15 protein-coding genes and 3 pseudogenes are annotated in these 20,594 nt (G+C 65.6%); 13 read left to right on the top strand and 5 right to left on the bottom strand.

Annotated elements, in window-relative coordinates; genetic code table 11:
* Positions 1-29: 29 nt before the first annotated feature.
* The 3 genes and pseudogenes from JK364_RS38465 to JK364_RS55905 form a co-directional block, all read right to left on the bottom strand.
* Positions 30-1,206, bottom strand: a pseudogene (locus tag JK364_RS38465) (IS3 family transposase).
* Between the two features lie 24 nt (positions 1,207-1,230).
* Positions 1,231-1,359, bottom strand: coding sequence for a hypothetical protein (locus JK364_RS58200; protein WP_372462057.1), 129 nt, complete (start codon positions 1,357-1,359; stop codon positions 1,231-1,233).
* A complete protein-coding gene (locus tag JK364_RS55905) occupies positions 1,356-1,772 on the bottom strand; it encodes a hypothetical protein (protein ID WP_230993119.1) in 417 nt (138 codons plus the stop codon). The genes JK364_RS58200 and JK364_RS55905 overlap by 4 nt, the downstream gene beginning before the upstream one ends.
* Positions 1,773-2,013: 241 nt before the next feature.
* On the opposite strand from JK364_RS55905, the gene JK364_RS38450 reads away from it, so the two are divergent.
* Positions 2,014-3,717: an IS1182 family transposase gene (locus JK364_RS38450; RefSeq protein ID WP_201856057.1), complete on the top strand. Its 1,704-nt coding sequence runs from the start codon at positions 2,014-2,016 to the stop codon at positions 3,715-3,717.
* Positions 3,718-4,396: 679 nt separating this feature from the next.
* Here JK364_RS38450 and JK364_RS38445 read toward each other — a convergent pair.
* A complete protein-coding gene (locus tag JK364_RS38445) occupies positions 4,397-5,794 on the bottom strand; it encodes a PucR family transcriptional regulator (RefSeq protein WP_504942402.1) in 1,398 nt (465 codons plus the stop codon).
* Positions 5,795-6,414: 620 nt separating this feature from the next.
* Between JK364_RS38445 and JK364_RS58510 the strand changes: the two are divergent.
* The 8 genes and pseudogenes from JK364_RS58510 to JK364_RS55880 all read left to right on the top strand — a co-directional run.
* Positions 6,415-7,343 (top strand): annotated as a pseudogene (locus JK364_RS58510) (IS481 family transposase).
* Positions 7,344-7,624: 281 nt separating this feature from the next.
* Entirely contained in the window at positions 7,625-7,837 is a 213-nt protein-coding gene (locus JK364_RS55890) for a hypothetical protein (RefSeq protein ID WP_230993117.1), read from the top strand.
* Between the two features lie 953 nt (positions 7,838-8,790).
* Complete coding sequence (locus JK364_RS57705) at positions 8,791-9,495, top strand: beta-ketoacyl synthase N-terminal-like domain-containing protein (protein WP_307841502.1); 705 nt, start codon at positions 8,791-8,793, stop codon at positions 9,493-9,495.
* Between the two features lie 21 nt (positions 9,496-9,516).
* Positions 9,517-10,539, top strand: coding sequence for a 3-oxoacyl-ACP synthase III family protein (locus JK364_RS38425; RefSeq protein WP_307841501.1), 1,023 nt, complete (start codon positions 9,517-9,519; stop codon positions 10,537-10,539).
* 135 nt (positions 10,540-10,674) lie between these two features.
* A complete protein-coding gene (locus JK364_RS38420; RefSeq protein WP_201856034.1) occupies positions 10,675-11,955 on the top strand; it encodes an aminotransferase class III-fold pyridoxal phosphate-dependent enzyme in 1,281 nt (426 codons plus the stop codon).
* A gap of 78 nt (positions 11,956-12,033) precedes the next feature.
* Positions 12,034-13,185 (top strand): acyl-CoA dehydrogenase family protein, encoded by a 1,152-nt coding sequence (locus tag JK364_RS38415; protein ID WP_201856033.1) that lies wholly within the window; start codon positions 12,034-12,036, stop codon positions 13,183-13,185.
* A 31-nt stretch (positions 13,186-13,216) separates the two neighbouring features.
* Positions 13,217-13,630 carry a thioesterase family protein gene (locus JK364_RS38410; protein ID WP_230993116.1) on the top strand — a complete coding sequence of 138 codons (414 nt, stop codon included), beginning with the start codon at positions 13,217-13,219 and terminating at the stop codon, positions 13,628-13,630.
* A gap of 182 nt (positions 13,631-13,812) precedes the next feature.
* Positions 13,813-13,992, top strand: a pseudogene (locus JK364_RS55880) (integrase); the annotation flags it as partial.
* Between the two features lie 336 nt (positions 13,993-14,328).
* Here JK364_RS55880 and JK364_RS38405 read toward each other — a convergent pair.
* A complete protein-coding gene (locus JK364_RS38405; protein WP_201856031.1) occupies positions 14,329-15,387 on the bottom strand; it encodes a LacI family DNA-binding transcriptional regulator in 1,059 nt (352 codons plus the stop codon).
* Positions 15,388-15,467: 80 nt separating this feature from the next.
* Here JK364_RS38405 and JK364_RS38400 point away from each other — a divergent pair, with 80 nt between their 5' ends.
* From JK364_RS38400 to JK364_RS38385, 4 genes are read left to right on the top strand one after another with little or no spacing between them, the layout of a single operon-like run.
* A complete protein-coding gene (locus tag JK364_RS38400; RefSeq protein WP_201856030.1) occupies positions 15,468-16,817 on the top strand; it encodes an ABC transporter substrate-binding protein in 1,350 nt (449 codons plus the stop codon).
* A 13-nt stretch (positions 16,818-16,830) separates the two neighbouring features.
* Positions 16,831-17,778, top strand: coding sequence for a carbohydrate ABC transporter permease (locus tag JK364_RS38395; protein ID WP_201856029.1), 948 nt, complete (start codon positions 16,831-16,833; stop codon positions 17,776-17,778).
* Positions 17,779-18,570 (top strand): carbohydrate ABC transporter permease, encoded by a 792-nt coding sequence (locus tag JK364_RS38390; RefSeq protein ID WP_201856028.1) that lies wholly within the window; start codon positions 17,779-17,781, stop codon positions 18,568-18,570.
* A 39-nt stretch (positions 18,571-18,609) separates the two neighbouring features.
* Entirely contained in the window at positions 18,610-20,592 is a 1,983-nt protein-coding gene (locus JK364_RS38385; RefSeq protein ID WP_201856027.1) for an ADP-ribosylglycohydrolase family protein, read from the top strand.
* Positions 20,593-20,594 lie beyond the last annotated feature (2 nt).

Below are 20,594 nucleotides of genomic sequence, written 5' to 3'. Positions count from 1 at the left end.
GCTTTCCCCTTGAGCGTGGACACCGGTTGTCATGCGGCGGTGACCAGCGTAGTTGATCGCTGTTCGTAGGTGATCGGGCTGATCTGGCCGAGGCGGGAGTGCCGTCGGCAGGTGTTGTAGCGAGTTGCCCAGCGGAAGACCGCGAGGCGGGCCTCACGCGCCCCGTTCCACCGCTTCCGCCCCTGCAGCGTCTCGCGCTTCATGGTCGCATTCAGACTCTCCGCGGCGGCGTTGTCCGCGCTTGTGCCGACCGCGCCGCGCGATCTGGTCACGCCCAGCTCCGAGCAGGCCTGGGCGAACTCCTTCGACACATATTGCGCCCCGTTGTCGCTGTGGAAGATTGCCCCGCGCAGTCCGTCGGCACCCCGGGCTCTCGCGGCGGCCTTGAGCGCGTCGGTTATCAGCTCGGCGCGCATGTGGTCGGCGATCGACCAACCTGCCGGGCGTTTCGAGCACAAATCCAACACGGTTGCCAGATAAAGGAATTGGCCGTTGCCGACGGGGAGACAGGTTATGTCGCCCACGTACTTGGTGTTCGGCTCCTGGGCGGTGAAATCCCGCTGGAGCAGGTCCGGCACCGGTGTCGCTGACGGCTCGGGAATAGGGGGACCTTCTTGCGCAGGTGCAGCCCGACGATGTGGAACTTGCGCATGACGCGCTCGACGCGCTTGTGATTGACCCGCCGACCGGAGTCCCTCAGCTCGGCGGTGACGCGCGGGACCCCGTAGGTACCGTCCGATTCCTGATGGATCTGGGCGATGCGTTCGGCGAGCTCGGCGTCCGCCCGGGCCCGGCTGGCCCGCACGTCCGCGCCGGCCAGCCATCGGTAGAAGCCGGAACGCGAGAGCGCGAGTATCCGGCACAGCCGCTTGACGCCGAAGGCGCCACGGTGATCCTCGACGAACTGGAAGCGGCTGCTCACCAGCTGGTCTCCGCCGCAAAATACTTCGCGGCCCTCCGCAGGATCTCCCGCTCGAGCTCGAGTTCCTTCACCCGCGCCCGCAGCTGCCGGTTCTCCTTCTCCATCGCGGTGGCCTCCACCGCCCCGGGCCGGGCTGCCTGCTCGGCATCCCGCACCCACGTGCGGAGCGTCTCGTGGTTGACGCCCAGGTCCTTGGCCACCGACGCGTACGTCCCACCAGGGCTCGCGTGGTACAGCGCGACGGCATCGGCCCGGAACTCAGGCGAGTACTTCGACGTCCCCAACGAGCACTCCTGTCCTATGGATCATCACGATCCAATGATCAGGGTGTCCACGATCAAGGGGAAACGCCCGGTCGGCTTACCGACCCGGCGTTGCGGGACCCGCAGTTGGTGCCGGAGTACGAGGATCTCGACGTCCTTCTCTCTGTCGCTCATCGGCAGGAGCCGTAGGAACGCCAGGGCGTTGGTTGCGGCGAGGTAGGCCAGACGCAGCAGCACGACAGATCATGATGCCGCCGGGGCCCTGCGCTGGTGAAGACCCCGGGGTGAACGTCGAGGAGAACCGAAGATCCGTGATCAGTCTGCCGCCAACGCAGCACCGTGTCGGGGCGTACGAGCAGCCGTAATCTTCGCAGGACGTGCAGGGGCAGCCGGTGCAGCAGCGCTCCCAGATACGCCCGATCGCTGGGCGTGAACCGGATCTTGTCCTTGTCGAGTTGGCGCTCCAGCACGGTGATCTGGTGGCGCAGAGCGAGGACCTCCGCGTCCTTGTCCCGGTCGGTCATCGGCAGCAGGCGAAGCATCGCGTACGCGTTCGACACACCCAGGTAAGCCAGTCGCAGCAACACGATCGATCATCATGACGCGCTGACAGCAGCTGCGCGAGAGCGCCAGCTCTAGCGACCGCGGCCAGATTTAGGGAAACCCGATGCACCCGCCCCCACCAGGACGGATGAGATTTCCGGCAAGCGCAGGATCCTGTTGCCCATTTACTGTTTGTGCTGGTCGGGGTGTTGATCGTTGCGGCAGGCTGGTCTGGTGGCCGGTCCTTCTCGTTCCCGGTCACGGAGCGGGAGGGGTTCCGTGTCGATGGAGCCGCAGTCGTGGCCGGAGCCGGCGCCGGAGGTGGCTCGGGCGGTACGGGCAAAGTACCGGGGACGTCAGGTGCCGCTGCCGGTTGTGGAGCGTGATCGGCTCGGTGAGTTGTTCGCGGATGCCGAGTTCGCGGAAGCGTTCGCGGTGACGGGGCCGCGTGGCTGGTCACCTGGCCGCTTGGCACTGGTCACGGTGCTGCAGATGGCCGAGAACCTGACCGACCGGCAGGCCGCCGAGGCGGTGCGGGACAAACTCTCGTGGTCCTACGCGCTCGGACTGGGCCTGGAGGATCCCGGCTTCGATTTCAGTGTCCTGTCCCAGTTCCGTACCCGGGTCGCCGCCCATGGCCTGGAAGAGAAGGTGCTGGACTTCTTGGTGGCCAGGCTGGTCGAACAAGGCCTGCTGGCCGCAGGAGGCAAGCAGCGCACAGACTCCACCCACGTGACCGCGGCGGTGCGCGACCTGAACCGGCTGGAGCTGGCCGGGGAAGCGGTTCGCGCCGCACTGGAAGCGCTGACCTGCGCGGATGCGGACTGGGTCGCACAGACAGTGGACGTGACCTCATGGAGCAAGCGGTACGGACCACGGGTGGACAGCTGGCGCCTGCCCACCTCCCGGACCAAGCAGCAGAAACTGGCCGTGGACTTCGCCCGGGACGGCTTCGCCCTGCTGGGCGCGGTCTACCACTCCGGCTCCCCGGTCTGGCTGCGCGAGCTCCCCGCGGTGCAGGTCCTGCGGTGTGTACTGCTGCAGAACTACACCCGCACCACCACACGAGGCGGCCGCGAGGTCGTCAAGCGGCGGGAGAAGACCGACGAGGGCGGTGACGGCCGCCCGCCCGCCCACCTACGGCTGTCCTCGCCTTATGACACCGACGCCCGCTGGTCCGCCAAACGCGACATCTTCTGGAACGGCTACAAACTCCACATCAGCGAAACCTGCACCTCCGCCCCCGAAGCAGCACGCACACGCCCGAACCTGATCACGAACATCGCCACCACCAGCTCCACAGTGCCGGACAGCAAGACTCTCCCCGCAGTCCACCACCGTCTCCAGCAACGCGGGCTGCTGCCCGATGAGCACCATCTCGACTCCGGCTACGCCACCGCCGAACTCATCCACGGCTCAGTGAAGACCTACGGCATCGCACTGATCACACCGGTCCTGCTCGACACCTCCCCGCAGGCCAAAGCCCAGACGGGCTTCGCCGCCACCGACTTCACCATCGACTGGGAAACCGAGAAGGCCACCTGCCCCGCCGGGCATACCAGCGCCACCTGGAACCCCGTCGTGAGCGAAGGTATCCCCAAGACCGTGGTCAGCTTCGCCGCCCTCGACTGCATCCCCTGCCCCTTCAAACCCCAGTGCACCACCGCGAAGAAGAACCGCCGCCAACTCTCCCTCCACCCCAGACAGATGACCGAGGCACTCCGGCACACCCGAACCCGGCAGAAGACCAAGGACTGGAACACCGACTACGCCCTACGCTCCGGCATCGAGGGCACCATCCGGCAAGCCACCGCCGTCACCGACACACGCCGCGCTCGCTACCGAGGCCTGGCGAAGACCCATCTCGAACACATCTACTCCGCCGTCGCACTCAACCTGATCCGCTTAAACGCCTGGTGGAACGACCGCCCCCTGGACCGCACCCGCACCAGCCACCTCACCCGACTCAAGCACACCCTCACCGCATAACCACAATGGGCAACAGGATCGGGCAGCCGCGGGTGCCGGAAAGTCAACAGCCGAGTCCCATGAGCGCGAATCTTTGAGAATTTAATATTTCTCTCCAGATGCCTGTCGGGTCCGACGCCGAGTATCGACGTCATCGCGGAAAGAGCAAGGTGATGGCGCCACGTCGAAGGGGCAACGGGGGTCGGCGATTGCTGTGCGGATTCTCGAGATTTCGAATGGTTCGGCGGCGCGACCGGGGAGTCGGGGGCTGGGTCGACGCCGGTCGGGTGCCGCCGGCTGGAACGGGTTTGCCTAATTCGATATCCGCAGCCGTAACGGTATCGGCAGGTGTGACGATCGCACCTCGTCACAGCGAGCCAAAGTATCCCACGGTAACTTGGCTCTATTCGCCAGTCAGGTCGTCGTTGGCGCGCGGTACTTCTCGGGGGGGGTGCGGCCGTACGGGAAGCCGCCGGTCGGGGGCGACCGAGCGGAATGCGGACGGGGTGCGATTTCCCTCGTCGTGAGTGAATTTTTACCTTATTATTAAGAAAGGTCGTCAGTCGGGATGGTATCTGTGCTCGCTTAGGATGTTTTCCCTCATGCGCCGGGCGGTCATGCCCCGTTTACCGAGCGGGAGAGGCGCACTCGCGTGTTCTGGGTGCCTGCTCTCCTCCGCTACCGGGATTCCGCTCCGGGCTCAAACTAATCGATCGTGGTTGCGAAGTGGTGACGTCCCGCTCCCGCCGCAGGAGGGCTCGGCGTGCACGGTGGCAAGGTGCTCGTGCACACGCACCGCAAGCAGGAGCATCGCAGCCCGGTCGCCGCCAGCGGTCAGATCGACGAACGGCCGTAATTCGCCCACCCGGTACTTCACGGTGTTCTGATGCACCCCCAGCGCGGAGGCGACCTCTTTCAACCGGCCCCAGCGCGACAGGTACGCATCGATGGTGGGCAGTACCCAGTCACGGTCCATCATCGGCGAGAGCGGCTCCAGGGCGGCGCTGACGAATCTCCGTGCCCGGTCCGGCTCGGCGAGCATGGCGATCAGCGGGGCCAGCGCATTGTAGTCGTACACGGGTTGTGCGCCGCGTTGCGGCGCGGTGTCCATACCGATGCGCAGCGCGTCGAGTGCTTCAGCGTAACTGTGCCGCGTCTGAGCGGCGCCTTCCGCCATGTATCCCAGCCCGAAGCCCACCACCTGACCGGCGACCAGCGGCCTCAGCCGGCGGATGAGGTGGTCTCTGCTCGTCCCGTTGGGTATTTCGAGCGTCGCCACGACGGTCCGATGCCGTACGGTCCAAGACGACGCGCCCGCTTTGCTCACCATGGCCCGCCCGATGCCCTCCAGGTCGGCGAAGGTCGCCGTCGCCTGGATCTGCGCCACGGCGACACAGTGGGGGACGGCGAACGTGTCGGTCTGCCGGTGGCGCTCGGTCCAGGTGCCCGCGAGTACGGCGTCGAGCAGCTGGGAACGGTGGTACCGCTCCGGGGCGCGGGCCATGCGCGCGACCTGGTCCGAGTAGGCTGCGGCGGCCGCCACGCAGACCAGGTCGGCGAACTCCAGGACCCATGCCGCCGTCGCTCCGATGTCCCGCTCGCCGACGGCGCTGTCGGCCGCGAGCGTGCTCACTATCTCCTCACACAGCACCCGTGCCCCGACGCGATACGCGCGTAGCACCGCTTCGCGATTGATGCCCTGTGTGGCACGACGCCTGGCTCCTTCCGTCAGTGACATCAGTTCCTCGTCGCGCAGCTGCCCGCGCCGCATGGCCTCAAGGCAGCAGCGGACCGTGTCCGAGCAGACGTGAAGTATGTCTTGCAGCAGTGATTCATCGGTGATCTCGCCGTAGGCGGCGATCTCCGTCCGGTAGGCGCGGACCATGGTGGCCGCCACTCTGTCGATCCGGGCTTCCAGCAGATCGACGGCAGCGCTCAGCTTTCCGTCCGACCGACAGGCGTTCCCCTCACGGACACCGGCCCTGGGAGTGTTGGGCTCGGCCGCAGTCGGCTGAGCGTCGTCTTCGTGCAGGAGTATCCCAGCAGGCCTGAAGGCCAGTGGTGATACCGACGGGGCCTGGTTTTCGGCGGGACTCATCTTCTTCCCCTAGACATGTGTGAGATGTGCTGGTGATAGCTCCTCAGCCATGGCCACCCGGAGGGAGTTCGCCTCGAAGAAACGGTGCGCTTTTCTTGGCGGAGGCCGAGGTGGAGTCTCTCTAGCACGGTCCGGTGCAGGCCGACACCGACTGTTGTCAGTACAGTTGATTCGAACTTCCGCGGCCGACCGTGGCGGCCACCGGCGCGGCGGCCCGCCTCGGCGGCACGGCAGCAGGCCCGGTGGTCGGCTGCCGGAGACATGCCGGAGGCCATGGCTGTTCGGTTTGGTAAGGATGTCGATGGAGGTTGTGCTGAAGATCCCCCTCGCCCCAGCCCCGGCTCTGTGTCACGGAAGTCGACACAGGTGTCGACTCGGTCTTGAGGTCTCAGATGTCAGGCCCGCGGTATCGGCACCCGGGCTTGCGCTGCCATCCGGTGAAGCCGGCAGCAGGGCGCCGTCCCTGCCAGCGGCGGGATTGATCGTACACCCGCCCGTATCGCTTGCACCTCACGGTACTTTCAGCCAGATGCTCGTGTTCGCCATGCCCGGAACATCACGGGCTCTAATACTGACGATCATCATTGACACCTGGGTCTCCGATCACTACGGAGATCCACATGCCGAAGTCCACTCTCACCACCCCGCCGCTTGACCGTGGGGCCAAGCGGCGGCTGGCGGTGATACGCCATGTCGAAGAGGTCACCGGGAACGTCGCGATGTCCTGCCGCTATTTCGGGTTCAGCCGGCAGGCGTACTACACCTGGTACCGGCGCTACCAGGCCGAGGGCGTCGAGGGCCTGCGCACCCGCTCCAAGGCCCCGAAGACATCGCCGAACGCGACGCACGTCGAGGTGGTCGGGAAGATCATCTATCTGCGGCAGAACTACCACTTCGGCCCGGAGAAGATCGCGATGTACCTCAAGCGGTACCACGACATCACCATCAGCCAGTCGGGTGTGTGGCGGATCCTGCACCGCCTGGACATGGGCCGCCTTCCGGCCTCCCAGCGCTACAAGCGCCACGACAAGTGGTGGAAGCGGTACGAGAAGCAGTTGCCCGGTCACCGCGTCCAGATCGACGTCAAGTTCATCGAACCGCTCGCCAACACAGCCCAGGGAAGGCGTGGCGGACGCAACAAGTACTACCAGTTCACCGCCATCGACGACTGCAGCTGAACCAGAAGACCGCCATCCAGTTCCTCGACTACGTCCTCCAGCGCCTGCCATTCCAGGTCGAGGTCATCCAGACCGACAACGGTGCCGAGTTCCAGTCCGCCTTCCACTGGCACGTTCTCGACAAGGGCATCGCCCACACCTACATCAAACCCCGAACTCCGCGGCTGAACGGCAAGGTCGAACGATCCCATCGCATCGACGCCGAGGAGTTCTACCGCCTGCTCGACGGCGTCGTCATCGACGACGCCGAGGTCTTCAACGACAAGCTGCGCGAGTGGGAGGACTACCACAACTACCATCGCCCCCACGGCGGCCTCGGCGGCCACACCCCCTACGAACGCCTCAAGCAGAAGACCGCGACCCAGGCGTAATCGAGAATCGTCAGTGGCACAGCGACATGGGGCATCACGACACACACGTGCCAAGGAAGAGGCCGTTCAGGCCACGACCGTGAGCCGCAGCACGCCCCAGCGTTGACGACCCCCGCGATCACTGCCAGCGCTCGTTGACGGGGTCCTCCGGGCTGTGGCCCCAGCTTGACGCAGGCACCTGAACAGTATCTGCGGCAACTGTGAGAGGAGCAGAGCAGCGTTGCCGTCACCTTTAGCGCAAGCGTTTGTGCGTGCCTCCGCCCGGATGACGAGGCGGCACGGTGACCAACCACGATGAGGCGGCGGCTGAGACATGGAGACCGCGAATCCCGGCGCGGGACACCGGCTCGGGCACGACAGGCCAAGGGCTCTGGAACCATCCGACGAACCAGTACGGTTCGCATCCGACCGAAGCGGTGAAAGAGGAGTTCGACGCCTCCAGCGGCGCCTTCGTCTCGCCGAAGATCTGGATGAGGCTGGTGAGGCACGGCTGACGGGCCTCGGTGAACACCATCGCGAAGATCACGTCCGAGTTCGGCCTGGACGCGCGGAAGGTACGCAGACGGCGGAGGCTGACCAGGCCGGGCAGACGGCCGCCCCGTGGTGCCCAAAACCACCCCGGCACACCGCACGGAACCAGCCCGAGACGCCGCTTGACATCCATAGGGGCAGCACCGTCGTCGGCGAGGCGTTCGAGCAGCGTACTGAAGGCGAAGCACGTCCACCAGCACACCTTCCACCCGCGCCAAGGCCCGGATCCGGATCGCGACCTGGACCACCGACTTCTACAACACCCGTCGACTGCATAGCGTTTGCGGCTGGAAGCGCTCGATCGGCCACGAACACGGCTACTGGGCCAGCCCCCAGGCTGCCGCCTGCTCGTACCGGCCGAACACCGGCCACTTCTCCATGAACTCTGTCGTGCCGCTCAAGCCATCTCCCAAGTCCGTGGCGGCGCCGGGGTAACATGATCACCTAGCAGATTTCACGTGAATTTTAGGATACTCGAGCGTCGGCACTATGGACGCGCCGGATTCGGCCTCCTCGAGCGCCGTATCCGCTAGCCAGTTGACTTACTTCACGAAAAGTGCCGAAGAACCGTGTCCCGCTGTCTGTGGACACCGTTCGCCGAGTGTTCCAGTCGATTTTGTGTACGCCTCAGGAGAGTCGACCGGGCGCACAATTCTGCGGCCGAAGGCCGATTGCCGCTGGCTGGGCCGAACAAGTCGATGTTGCGGATTTGGCCGCACCGGACGAGGCGCGGCCTACCTACGGCCGATAGTCTTTGGACCCAAGGGGGGTGATTCGGTCACCCCTTCCATAAAGGCGGCGACGGTCAGCCGGCCCTGCCGGATAATCTGCTCCCACCACATCTGAGCATCCGCACCAGCACCTTGTTTTTGCCGTTAACCGACTGAAGGCGCCCCGCCGAGGGAGGTACTTTGCCGTGCCCACATCTACGTCGAACCAGGAGAGAAATGAGCACCCCCGGGAGGCGGAGGTCCGGGATCCTCAGCACCGGCTGTTCCCGGAGTCCGTGCACACCGCGCTGGAGGACGCCGGCTACGATCCGTTCTCCGTTCCTGGACGGGTAGGTGTCTTCGCCGGCAGCGCTCCGAACGCCTACGAGCCGCAGAACGTCAGCCACCACCAGGAGCGCGTACAGGCCTTGGGGCAGATGACGGTCTCGATCGGTAACACGAACGACTACGTCGCGCCGACCGTTTCCTACAAGCTGGGACTGACCGGTCCCAGCGTCAACGTGGCGACCGCCTGTTCGTCGTCGCTCGTCGCGGTCCACATGGCGTGCCGGTCGCTGATGAACGGCGAATGCGAGACCGCGGTCGCGGGCGGAGTCGAGGTGGAGCCGCCCGTGGTGTCGGGCTACTGGTCGGCCGAGGGCGGGATCTACTCAGGGCTCGGCCGTCAACAACGACGCTGCCGACCGGGCCGGTTTCACGGCACCCTCGATCAGCGGCCAGCGCGCGCTGATGGAGCGACACCAACGCCTTCGCCATTGTCGAGGAGCTGCCGAAGGCGCCGACCAGTGGCAGCACCCGTCCGTGGCAACTGTTCCCTCTGTCTGCACGGACCGATGCCGCTCTGGACGCCGCCACGGAGAACCTGGCGAAGACCTTCGCAGAGGGCTTAGGGGGCTGGGCGGCTTTCATGGGTGCACCGGGTGCTCACTTGGCAAACGTATGAGGAGGAATCTGTGCCCATTGGGATCGTTTCTATTGGCGGATATGTCCCGCCTCTCGTCGTGAATAACGAACAGATCGGGCAATGGGCGGTTATCGAAGAGGGGTGGATCGAATCGCGGACGGGGATAGTCGAACGGCGCTATGCTGAGGAAGATGTTTCCACTTCGGAGTTGGCCACGCGTGCGGCTCTGCCGCTACTGACGAACCCTGGGGTGGCCGAGTCGGTGGGGGCTCTCGTGCTGGCGACGGCCACCCCGGATCAGCCGCAACCGGCGACGGCGAGTTTTGTGCAGCGTCGGCTTGGACTGAAGCAGGTGCCTTCATTCGACGTAAACGCGGTGTGCTCCGGTTTCTTGTACGGGTTGACCGTCGCGGAGGCGCTGATGGCCACGCGCGTTGGCGCTGACTACGCCCTGGTGATAGGCGCCGATAAGTATTCGTCCATCATGGACCGCGCCGACCGGCGCACCGTGAGCCTTTTCGGTGATGGGGCAGGTGCCGTTCTGCTCGGCAGGGTTCCCGAGGGTTATGGCATCCAGGGCGCTTCGCTGATCGCCGATGGCGAGGCTGCGTCCCTCGTGCGGGTGGAGGCCGGGGGAACCCGGCGACCGCTCACCGCTGAACGCTTACAGGCAGGCGAGCACTTCTTCCGTATGGAGGGGCGAGCGGTCCGCGACTGGGGGCTGCAATTCGTCCCCAAGGCGGCTCAACAAGCTCTGGAACAGGCTGGTATGAGCATCGAGGTTATCGACCGGGTCGTGTTCCATCAAGGAAACACACGTCTGGTGCACAGCCTCGCCGAGGCGATGGGCGTCGAGCAAGACCGGCTGGCGGTATCCGCGCCAACGCTCGGCAACACGGCCGCAGCCTCTATTCCCCTGACCCTCGCACGCGATCACGCCCGTCGGCCCCTTCGACGTGGCGAGCGAGTGCTCCTCGCGGCCGTGGGCGGGGGCATGACTGCAGCAGCCACAGTGCTGACCTGGTACTGACCGCCATAGCCGCCCACTGCGGTCACTATCTCTTCTGGCGCGTCTGCTACTGCCTTCACTTCCCCTGGACAAACAGCCACTTCAACTTGGGCCTTCTCCCCGTGTCGGCTGGAATGAACGTGAGGAATCCGATTCATGCTGCCCGTTGTCAGTCATGCCACAGGTGTGTACGTCTACGACCAGGAAGGACTCGAGTATCTCGACGGCTGCTCCGGCGCAATCAACGTCAATCTCGGGCACTCCGTGCCGGAAGTCACCTCCCGCATGCATGAGCAGATCGATCGGGCATGCTACGCGTACCGGACGCAGTTCCGCTCCCAGCCGCTGATGCGGCTTACGGAGCTGTTGGTGGAACTCGCACCGGGTGATCTCAAACACGTTGAATACTGCAACTCGGGTTCGGAAGCCATCGAGATGGCGCTGCGCCTCGCAACGCTTATACACGCCCGCGCATATCGTCCGTTCAAGTGCACGGTCCTCACGGAGGAGCCCAGCTACCACGGCATGACCGCTGGCGCCCTGGGAGCCTCCGGGCATCCGCTACGGCGACAGAACCTCACGCCACTGCTCGCCAATCAGGCCACGGTCTCGCGGGTGCGGCCGAAGCACGGCTCACTGCGCGCCGGCGTCCACGACTGGGAGGCAGCGATCGAGCGCATCGGTCCGGCCAACCTGAGCGCCGTGATGATCGAACCAGTCGGCGGAGCCTCTTCCGGAGCAGTCCCCACTGCCCCGGAGACCCTGCGCCGACTGCGGGAACTGGCCGACCAGCACCAGTTCCTTCTCATCGCCGACGAAGTCATGTCCGGCCTGGGGCGAACCGGTCGGTGGTTTGGGTGTGAGCACGCCGGCATCACCCCTGACGTCATGGTTCTGGGCAAGGGAATTTCCGCAGGATTCGCACCGATCGCAGCGCTTTTGGCATCCGACAAAGTCGCCGACGCCGCCGGGCAGCCGCTCGGTACTTTGTTGTTCGGGCACACCATGGCGGGTACGCCACTGTCCGCAGCCGCTGGTCTGGCCGTCGTGGAATATCTGAAAGCCCATGATGTCCCGGCACACGCCGCCGAGGCTGGTGAGCATCTGCACGAGCTTCTGCAGGGCCTGCGACAGCGACACCGGGTGATCAGCGACGTCCGGGGTGTGGGGATGCAGATGGCCCTTGGTGTTCATAGCGATGCTTCGCGGTTTCCGGGAACGTCCCTGGACCTTGTCGAGGCTGCCCGTCGCGAGGGCTTGCTGTTGTACCCGTCAGGGGTATCGCCCGCCCTTGAGTCGGTCATGGTGGCGCCTCCTCTGGTCTCGACTGACACCGAGCTGGACGAGCTCGCCGTGCGGCTTGACCGCGCCCTGACCCGTCTGTCGCCCGCTGCACCCGTAGCCGACGCGAGTCAACTGCTGTGCTCGGGTTGCTGACCGCTACCGCTGCATCCGGGTCGGCAGGCCGGACCTACTCTCCCCGCACGTCCTCCGTCTCAACAAGGACACAACACAATGATTCATCACTTTTCTGACACCAATCTGCGTGCCCACTTCCGGGATCTGGCTGCCGCAACAGTGGCCAAGCGTGCCGAGGAGTGCTCCAAGGAAGGTCGCCTGGACCGCGATTCCTGGCAGGAGTTGAGCGACGCCGGGATGTGGCGACTGGCAGTTCCTGTCGAGTGGGGCGGAAACGGCGGCACTTGGTGGGACTTCGTCGCTGCGTTCGAAGGTATCGCTTCAGCTGGGCGTGACATTGGTTTCTGCCTCTCCATGGTGGCCCAGGCTGGGCTGATCCGCTCGTTGCTGATCTACGGTAATGAGGAGCAGAAGGGCCACTGGCTTCCGCGACTGCTCGGCGGAGATGTCGGCGCGACTGCCCTGACCGAGACCACCGGTGGGTCGGACGTCACCCGTATCGCGACCTCGGCCACCCGAGTGGAAGGCCGCTACCTGCTGACGGGCCACAAGGATCACATCACGAACGGCCCCGTCGCGGATGTTGCGCTGATCCTCGGCCGCGTTCCCGAGCACGGGGAGCACGACATCACCCTGTTCATGGTTGATCTGAAGGACAGGGGCGTTCAGCAGGGGCCGGTCGAGCACATGATGGGCAACCGCACGAGCCCCACCGGCCCCATCGCGCTGGACAGTGTCGTGGTGGAGGCGAAGAACATAGTCGGCGCTATCGGGGGCGGCATCGAGGCCATCTACAACACCATCTCCTTGGACCGTCTGCTGTATGGAGTACTGGCCGCCGCCTACCTCGACCCGCTGCTCGACGAGGTGCTCGATTACACGTCCCGCAGGCATGCCTTCAAGGTGCCGATCGCTGACCACCAGTACGTCCAGGGGCGCATCACGGACGCGAAGTTCGCCATTGAAGCGACGCGATGGGTCTCCTACGGCGCGCTGGACGCGCTCATGCAGAACTCACCGCAGGCATCTTTGATGTGCTCCGTCGCCAAGTACCACGCCGGCGAGACGCTGAAGCTCGGCACCGAGACCGCGCTGCGCGTTTACGGACACCTCGGCTACATGGAGGGTCCGCATGCTCGGGCCCTCAAGGATGCCCTGGGCACCGTAATCGCCGGTGGAACCACGGAGATGCAGCGTAAGAACGTCTTCAACCAGATGCGCAGACTTGCTATCTCAGCCACGGCCTGACGCCACGTCCCACCGACAACGAAGGAGTATGATGTCCACCCCCATTCTGGGAGCCGAATTCTCCGCACTGGTCGGCACATCGGCCACGCTGACGCACACCGTCACCGCCGAAGACTCCGCGAAGAACTGGGGTAACGACCTCGATGTGCTGTCCACTCCGGTCCTCTTGTGGCTGAGCGAGATCACCGCAATGAAGGTGATCGAGAGCGTGGTCTTTGCCTCGGCGATGACCGTGGGGCTGGCCCACGACTCGACGCATCTCGCCCCCACGCTCACTGGCGACACCATCACCATTACCGCCACGCTGACCGGTATCGACGGAAAGAAGCTCACCTTCTCCGTGGAAGGCCGCGACAGCCACGGCGCAGTCCTGCGCGGTGTGCACAGGCGTGCCGTCGTCAATCGGGAAGAATTCATCGAAAAGCTTGCCGCCCGGTCGGCCTGACCCACTTTCTGGAGTGAGGCCGGGCCCACGCCCACTGTCCGGGCTCCGGCCGTCAGGGTCCGGCCTTCCCTCCAGCACGCGCGGAGCCGCCCGCGTACCTGTTCTCCAGGTGTCCAATCGCAAGGGGAAGCTTCCAGGATCCTCGGCGCCACGGCACACCCCACCGCGGAGTGGATCGTGCAGCCCTGCGCGAGAACGAATCCTTCTACAACGAGCACCGCCCCCACAGGACCCTGGAACAGGCGGCCCCGTGCCGCCCGCTACCCGCGCCCATCACCCAACAAGCCCAACTCGTTCATCTGGAAATCCACAGACGAGACCGACTCGGCGGAACCCTCCACGAATACCAGCACGCGGCATGAACTGCACGGATGATTTATCGGCACCCGCAGAGTTCGAGGAGTTCTACAACTCCCACCGACCGCACCAGGGCATCGCGAACGCCCGACCGCTACACCCACTGCCCTCACCAATCGCCGATCCTGACAAGCTAAACAGCCTCGGCGTACGACGCCACGACCGCCTTGGCAGCATCCTCCATGAATACAGACATGCCGCGTGACCTGCACGGACGAGATATTCGGCAGGCGCAGGCGCGCTCGAGGAAGAGCACGACGCGACCCTGTTCGAACCAGGGCGTGGGCCTGGTCGCGCACCGATCGTGTTGGCGATAACAATGGCCCACCACCCGTGCCGCATCAGCTGTTCGCTGCTGATCTCCCCGGCCAGGACGACGCGCGGATCACCAGCTCGGGCCGGAGCTGCAAGTGCCGTGCGGGAAGGTCCTCGCGTCGCTCTTCGTCGATGATCCGGACAGCGGCCGCTCCGGTCTCCTCCCGCGGCTGGCGGATCGACGTGAGCGGCACCCACGCGGTGGCCGCGAGCCCGATGTCGTCGTATCCAACGATCGAGATGTCGTCGGGGACCCTGATCCCGGCCTGCGTGAAGGCGTTGAGGAGGCCGAGGGCGACGAGATCGTTGCCGGCGAAGATGCCATCTGGCCGTTCGCCAGCGGGGCGCAGGGCTATCTGGCTGCCGACTCCGTGCCCCTCCTCGATCGTCATATCCGGGATCTCGAAGGCCTCGATGGGCACGACGCCCTCCGCGCCGGCTCGCGCACCACGAACGCGCTGCTCCACCGCGAGGAAATCCAACGGGCCGCCGACGAAAGCGAGCCGTCGCCGGCCGACCTCGACCAGGTGCCGGGCGGCCAGCCGCCCACCCTCCTCGCCGTCCATGGAGATGGATGAGCCGCCCCAGCCGGACCGGCCGGCGTCGAGCACGACCGTGGGTGTGCCCTGGGAGCGCAGTCGCCCCAGTTCGGCCGCGACGTCACCGTAGGGCTGGATGACCACGCCGCGGGCGCGCTGTGCCGCGAATGCACCGAGGTAGAAGGCTTCTCGGTCGTGTTTTCTGCGGCTGTGCCCGATCAGAACGATGCCTCCGCTGTGCTCAGCCTCCTCCTCCGCCCCGCGCACCACGTCGGTATAGACGGGGTTGTCCTGTTCGGCGATCACGAAACCGATGACACGGCTCGACCCCGCACGCAGCGTCCGCGCGGCGTCGTTCGGCAGGAAACCAAGCTCCTTGACGGCCTGCATCACTCGATCGACATAGTCGGGGGCGACGGTCTTGCGGCCGTTGAGGACATTGGAAACGGTGCCGACCGACACCCCTGCCCTGGCGGCCACGTCCTTGACCCGGAGGGGTCTTCCACCACCCCGGGAATCTGCGTCGGCCAACCCGTTGCGCTCCATGAAGGCAGTATGCCACACTCCGTGAATCGATTCATGAATCGATTCACGGCGGTGAGCCTTCATCAACGAAGGAAGAAACAATGATGTTTCGATCACGCACACGGTGGCGCACACGCACGGCCGCCGCCCTGGCCGCGCTGACCGCTCTCGGGCTGAGCGCATGCACGTCCGGCGGACCCAGCCACCAGGTCGCAGGCGACGTCGAGCAGACCATCACCTGGTGGTCCTGGAATCCGAACACCGCCTCGAGCAAGCAGTGGATCAGCGTGTTCGAGAAGGAACATCCGCACATCACCGTCCAGCACCGCTACATCCAATACAGCAACTACGTCAACGCCGTCCGTCTCGCCGCCACCACGAGTTCGGGGCCCGACGTCTTCGGCGTACAGGCCGGCGCGATCACCACCAACTTCGCCCCCCTGACCGTGGACCTCGCCCCGCTCGCGTCGAAGAGCATCGGCTCCGACTGGCGGCACAAGCTCGCAGAAACAGGCCAGCTCACGGCCAAGGGTAAGCAGGTCGCGCTTCCGTGGATGATCACAGGCGCCGGGACCCTCTGGTACAGCAAGGGGCTGCTGGAGCGGGTCGGCATCCCCGGACCTCCCGCCACCCTCGACGGCTGGCTCACGGCCTGCAAGAAGCTCGAAGCCATCGGCAAAACCTGCTTCATGCAGGGCGCCAAGGACGACTGGGTGAACATCGACATGTTCCAGTCGATCATCAACCAGATCGCCCCCGGCGCCTTCTACGACGCCGTCCAGGGCAAGGGCTCGGCCACCTTCGACTCCCCGGCCTTTGTCCGGGCCTTCGAGATCTGGAAGAGCCTCTTCTCCAACGGGATCATGCAACCCGGTGCACTCGGCCAGACTCAGTCCCCCGACGCCAACGACGCTTTCTTCAAGGGGCAGGCCGCATTCGTTCTCCTCGGCACCTTCCAGGACGGCAACATGAGCAAGAAGCAGCTGGCGATCCTGGCAGGCACATACGGTGACCAGATGAAGTCGCAGGTGTTCCTGCCCGCTCCCTTCCCGGACGTGGTCGGCGACGCCAAGGAGAACGGCCGGCTTTTCGGCGGCCCGGATGTCGGCTGGTCCATCTCCGCGAAATCTGCGCATCGAGCCGCTGCGTTCACGTTCGTCAAGTGGCTCACCGCGAGCAAAACGGCGCAGAAGATGATGGGTTCGACGCTCGCGGGCCAGCCGGCCCTCAAGTCCGTGCCCGTGGATGACAGCGACGTGGTGAACAAGGCCGGCAAGGCGGCACTCAAGGAGCAGGCGAAGCAGCTGGCCAATCTCATCGGTCCGCGCCAGATCCCGACCGCGGATGTGCAGACCGCCCTGGGCTTGGCGCTGTCCTCCGTGGCCTCGGGACAGAGCTCCCCCGAGGCCGGCGCCCAATCCGTGCACGACGCCGTCGACTCGGCGAAGTAAGGGAGTGGCGTCGATGAACCGGAATCCCGCCCCCGTGCTGGATGCCGCTCCCGCGACAAAGCGCCCTGCCGCCGGCCGCGCCCCCGCCGCCTCGGGCCAGGCCAGGTACGTGCCGTGGCTGTACATCCTGCCCGTGCTGATCCTGGTCGTCGGCATCGTCTACGTCGGCATCGGCTACACCGGCTGGATCAGCACCCGCGACTGGAACGGCATCGACCCGGTGTCCGAACCGGCGGGTCTCAGCAACTACGCACGGATCGCCACCGACCCGGCGTTCTGGCAGACGATCGCCCACTTCGTGGTGTTCGCCGTTCTGACGATCCTGATTCAGATGGCGCTGGGGCTTTTCATGGCGGTGCTCCTGAGCGGCAATGCCGTTTTCGCGCGACCGCTGTACAAGATCGTGCTTTTCGTTCCGGTGGTCCTCGCGCCCGCTGTTGTCGCAACCGCCTTCCGCAGCATCCTGAGTCCGCAGGGTTCGCTCAACGCGCTGCTCAGCAGCATCGGCTTGCCGGCATCCGACACCGCCTGGCTCGCCGATCCGCAGCTGGCCCTCTACGCCCTCGCGGCGGTGAACATCTGGCAATGGACCGGCCTGAGCTTCCTGCTCTACCAGGCGGCGATCTCTCAGCTCGACCAGAACCTGTTCGAAGCGGCAGCCCTCGACGGCGCGAGCGGGTGGCAGACGTTCCGCCTGGTACTGGTTCCCCAGCTCCGTGGCACCCACGCCACGCTCGCTCTGACCGGGTGCATCGGTGCTCTCAAGACGTTTGACCTGGTCTACCTGACGACCGGCGGCGGGCCGGGACGCGGCACGGAGTTCGTCACCACCTATATCTACGAGCAGGTCATCGATCAGTTCCACGCCGGGTACTCAGCCGCGCTGTCCATCGTGCTGGTCATCCTTGCCCTGCTGCTCTCCATGGTTCAGATCCGCGCCTACCGCTTCGGGGAGGAGTAGATGTTCAATCGGCCGAGTCTCACCACGAGAATCATCTGCCAGATCGCAGCGACGGGCGTTGCCTTGCCGTTCGCGTGTGTGCTCGTCGCCATCGTGGCGACGTCCTTCGACGGGGCGGGGGCGGCGGCCAACTACAAGGCGGTGCTGACCCAGACGCCCATCGGCAGGTCGATGCTGAACAGCGCCATCATCTCGCTGGGCGTCGTCGCCCTCGTCTATGTCTGCACCATGCTGGCCGGGTTCGCCTTCGCCAAGATGCACTTCACCGGGAAGAAACTAGTCTTCAACGCCATCCTGGCGGGCCTGGTCCTCCCCACGATCGCTCTGATCGTCCCGCTGTTCCTCATGGTCCAGCGCATCGGATTGTTCGACAACTACCTCGCGGTCATCCTGCCGCTGGCCACCACGATCATGCCGTTCACGCTGCTGCTGACGAAGAACTACCTGGTCGGCATCCCCGACGAGGTCCTGGAGGCGGCGAAGCTGGACGGCTGCACGAGCTTCGGGACGCTCGTCCGGGTCGTGCTCCCGTTGTCCCGTCCCATCACCGCCGTAGTCATCGTGTGGGCATTCCTGCAGGCCTGGAACGACTTCTTCCTGCCGCTGCTGTTCTTCCAGGACCAGGACATGCAGACGGTGACGACCATTCCCCTCTACTTCACCAGCACCTACGGATCGGACGAGCCGAAGATCTTCGCCGCTCTCATCCTGATCTGCCTCCCGGTCGTCATCGCCTACCTGTGCCTGCAGAAGTTCTTCGAAAAGGGCCTCTCCGCCGGCGCGATCAAGTAGCCCGCCCTGCTCCCACCTGCTCAGGAAGGCAGCACCGTCATGTCCGTTCACCGGATCACGACAGCAGAAACGGCCACAGAACTCGATGTGGCGGGGCCCCTCTTCCGGGACAAGCTCCGCGGCTGCTGGGTCGGAAAGAACGCCGGCGGCACGCTCGGCACCCCGGTCGAGGAGGCATGGGGCCGCGACGAGCCCTTCGACGTGTGGTGGTACCCCGAAATCCAGGAGGGCGGCCTGCCCAACGACGACCTCGAGATGCAGCTTGTCTGGCTCACCGCCCTCGAACAGGTGGGTCCCCGCCTCACCTCCCGTGACCTGGCCCGCTACTGGCTCGACCACATCGGCTACAACTGGGACGAATACGGCCTTTCGAAGACGAACCTCCGGCTGGGGCTCCAGCCCCCGGTGAGCGGGGCGTACAACAACTGGTTCGTGGACTGCATGGGCTCGCCCATCCGCTCGGAAATCTGGGCCTGCGCCGCCCCAGCGCAGCCGCGGATCGCGGCCAAATACGCCTACGAAGACGCCATTTGTGACCATGCCGGCGGGGAGAGCGTGTACGGCGGGCTGTTCAACGTGGCCGTCCAGTCGGCAGCATTTGTCGTAAGCGATAAGTGGAAGCTCGTCGAGATCGGTCTCTCCTACGTCCCCGAACACTCCCAGACCGCAAAGGCCGTGCGCGCCGCCGTCGCCGCCATCGACGACGGGCTCGACTGGAAGGCGGCCCGCCGCCGCGTGCTGGAGGCCACACCGCACCACGTCGCCCAGTACTCGCCGATCAACATGGGCTTCCAGACGATCGGCCTGCTTGCCGCCGAGGACTTCGGCGAAGCGCTGTCCATCACCGTGAACTGCGGCTACGACACCGACTCCAGCGGCGGAACGGTCGGCAGCTGGTGGGGGATCATGGCCGGAGACGCGGCACTCCCCGCACGCTGGACCGACCCCTTCGGCGACGCCATATCGACCAATGAGTCCTGGGGCGGTGTGCGGCACCTGTCCGATGGATCGACGCCGGTGCCCAGGACCCTTCCCGAGGTCGTGGACCGTCTCGTGAGGGCGGCGCACACCGTCCTCCGCGATGCCGACGCGCTCGAAGACGGTTCCGTGATCCGCGTTTCGGAGGAGTCGCTGTATGCCGATGACTCCATCCGCGAGCTGTGGACACGCGACCCGCTGACGGTCACGTTCCCGGAGGCGCAGTTCACCACGTCCGTGCGTTACGAGCGCACTCCCGCGGTGAGCGCGGGACAACCGACGTATGTCATCACACGCATCACCAATCCGCACCCCGACCCCGTCTCCCTCACCCTCCGGCTCACCGCCCCCGCTGGATGGCCGGTCCCGGACACACGCCAGGTACGGATCGATGCCGCCGCGAGCCACGACGTCGCGTGGACGATCCCGGTGCCGGAGCGCGACCGCCTGCGAAACAGCAATCGGCTGTTCCTGATGGTTAAGGCCGAGGGCTATCCGCAAGAACCCGCCCTCCCGATCGTTCTCATCGGATCCTCGGCTGTCAGGACTGCCTCCGTCCCCGCGACGCCCGGTAAGGACACCGCAGCGCTGCTCGACGAGGTGTTTCTCCCTGAACGCGGCGACGATCCCGCCACCAGGGGCGGCGTGTGGACCGAGCTCGCGGCCGAGGGCAATGCGCTGCCTGCGGAGGCACTTCCCGGGCCGGATGAGGTCCGGTATGTGCAGACGTTCCTGCACGCCGACGATCCGGTCGATGCCCACCTCGGCGTCGACTCGGGTGGTCCGGTCAAGGCCTGGCTCAACGGCCGAGAACTTTTCTGCCTCGACCGCTATCGCGCCATCCGTCCCAGCTATGCGGGGGCCAAAGACGGTTATGTCGATGTCCGTCTCCAGTCCGGCTGGAATGAGCTGCTCATCAAGCTGGTACGCACCGCCGACGCTCCCCCGCACGCATGCCACCTGCTCTTCAGCACGGCCGACGAGTTCCATGACGGCCTGCCCGGCATCGGACGGACCAGGTTCTCCTGGGATCACCAGCCGTAGAC

This window comes from Streptomyces endocoffeicus, from assembly GCF_016741935.1.
Taxonomy (GTDB): domain Bacteria; phylum Actinomycetota; class Actinomycetes; order Streptomycetales; family Streptomycetaceae; genus Streptomyces; species Streptomyces endocoffeicus.
Note: the sequence above shows the minus strand (reverse complement) of the source record. Positions and strands in the feature narration are given on the sequence as shown.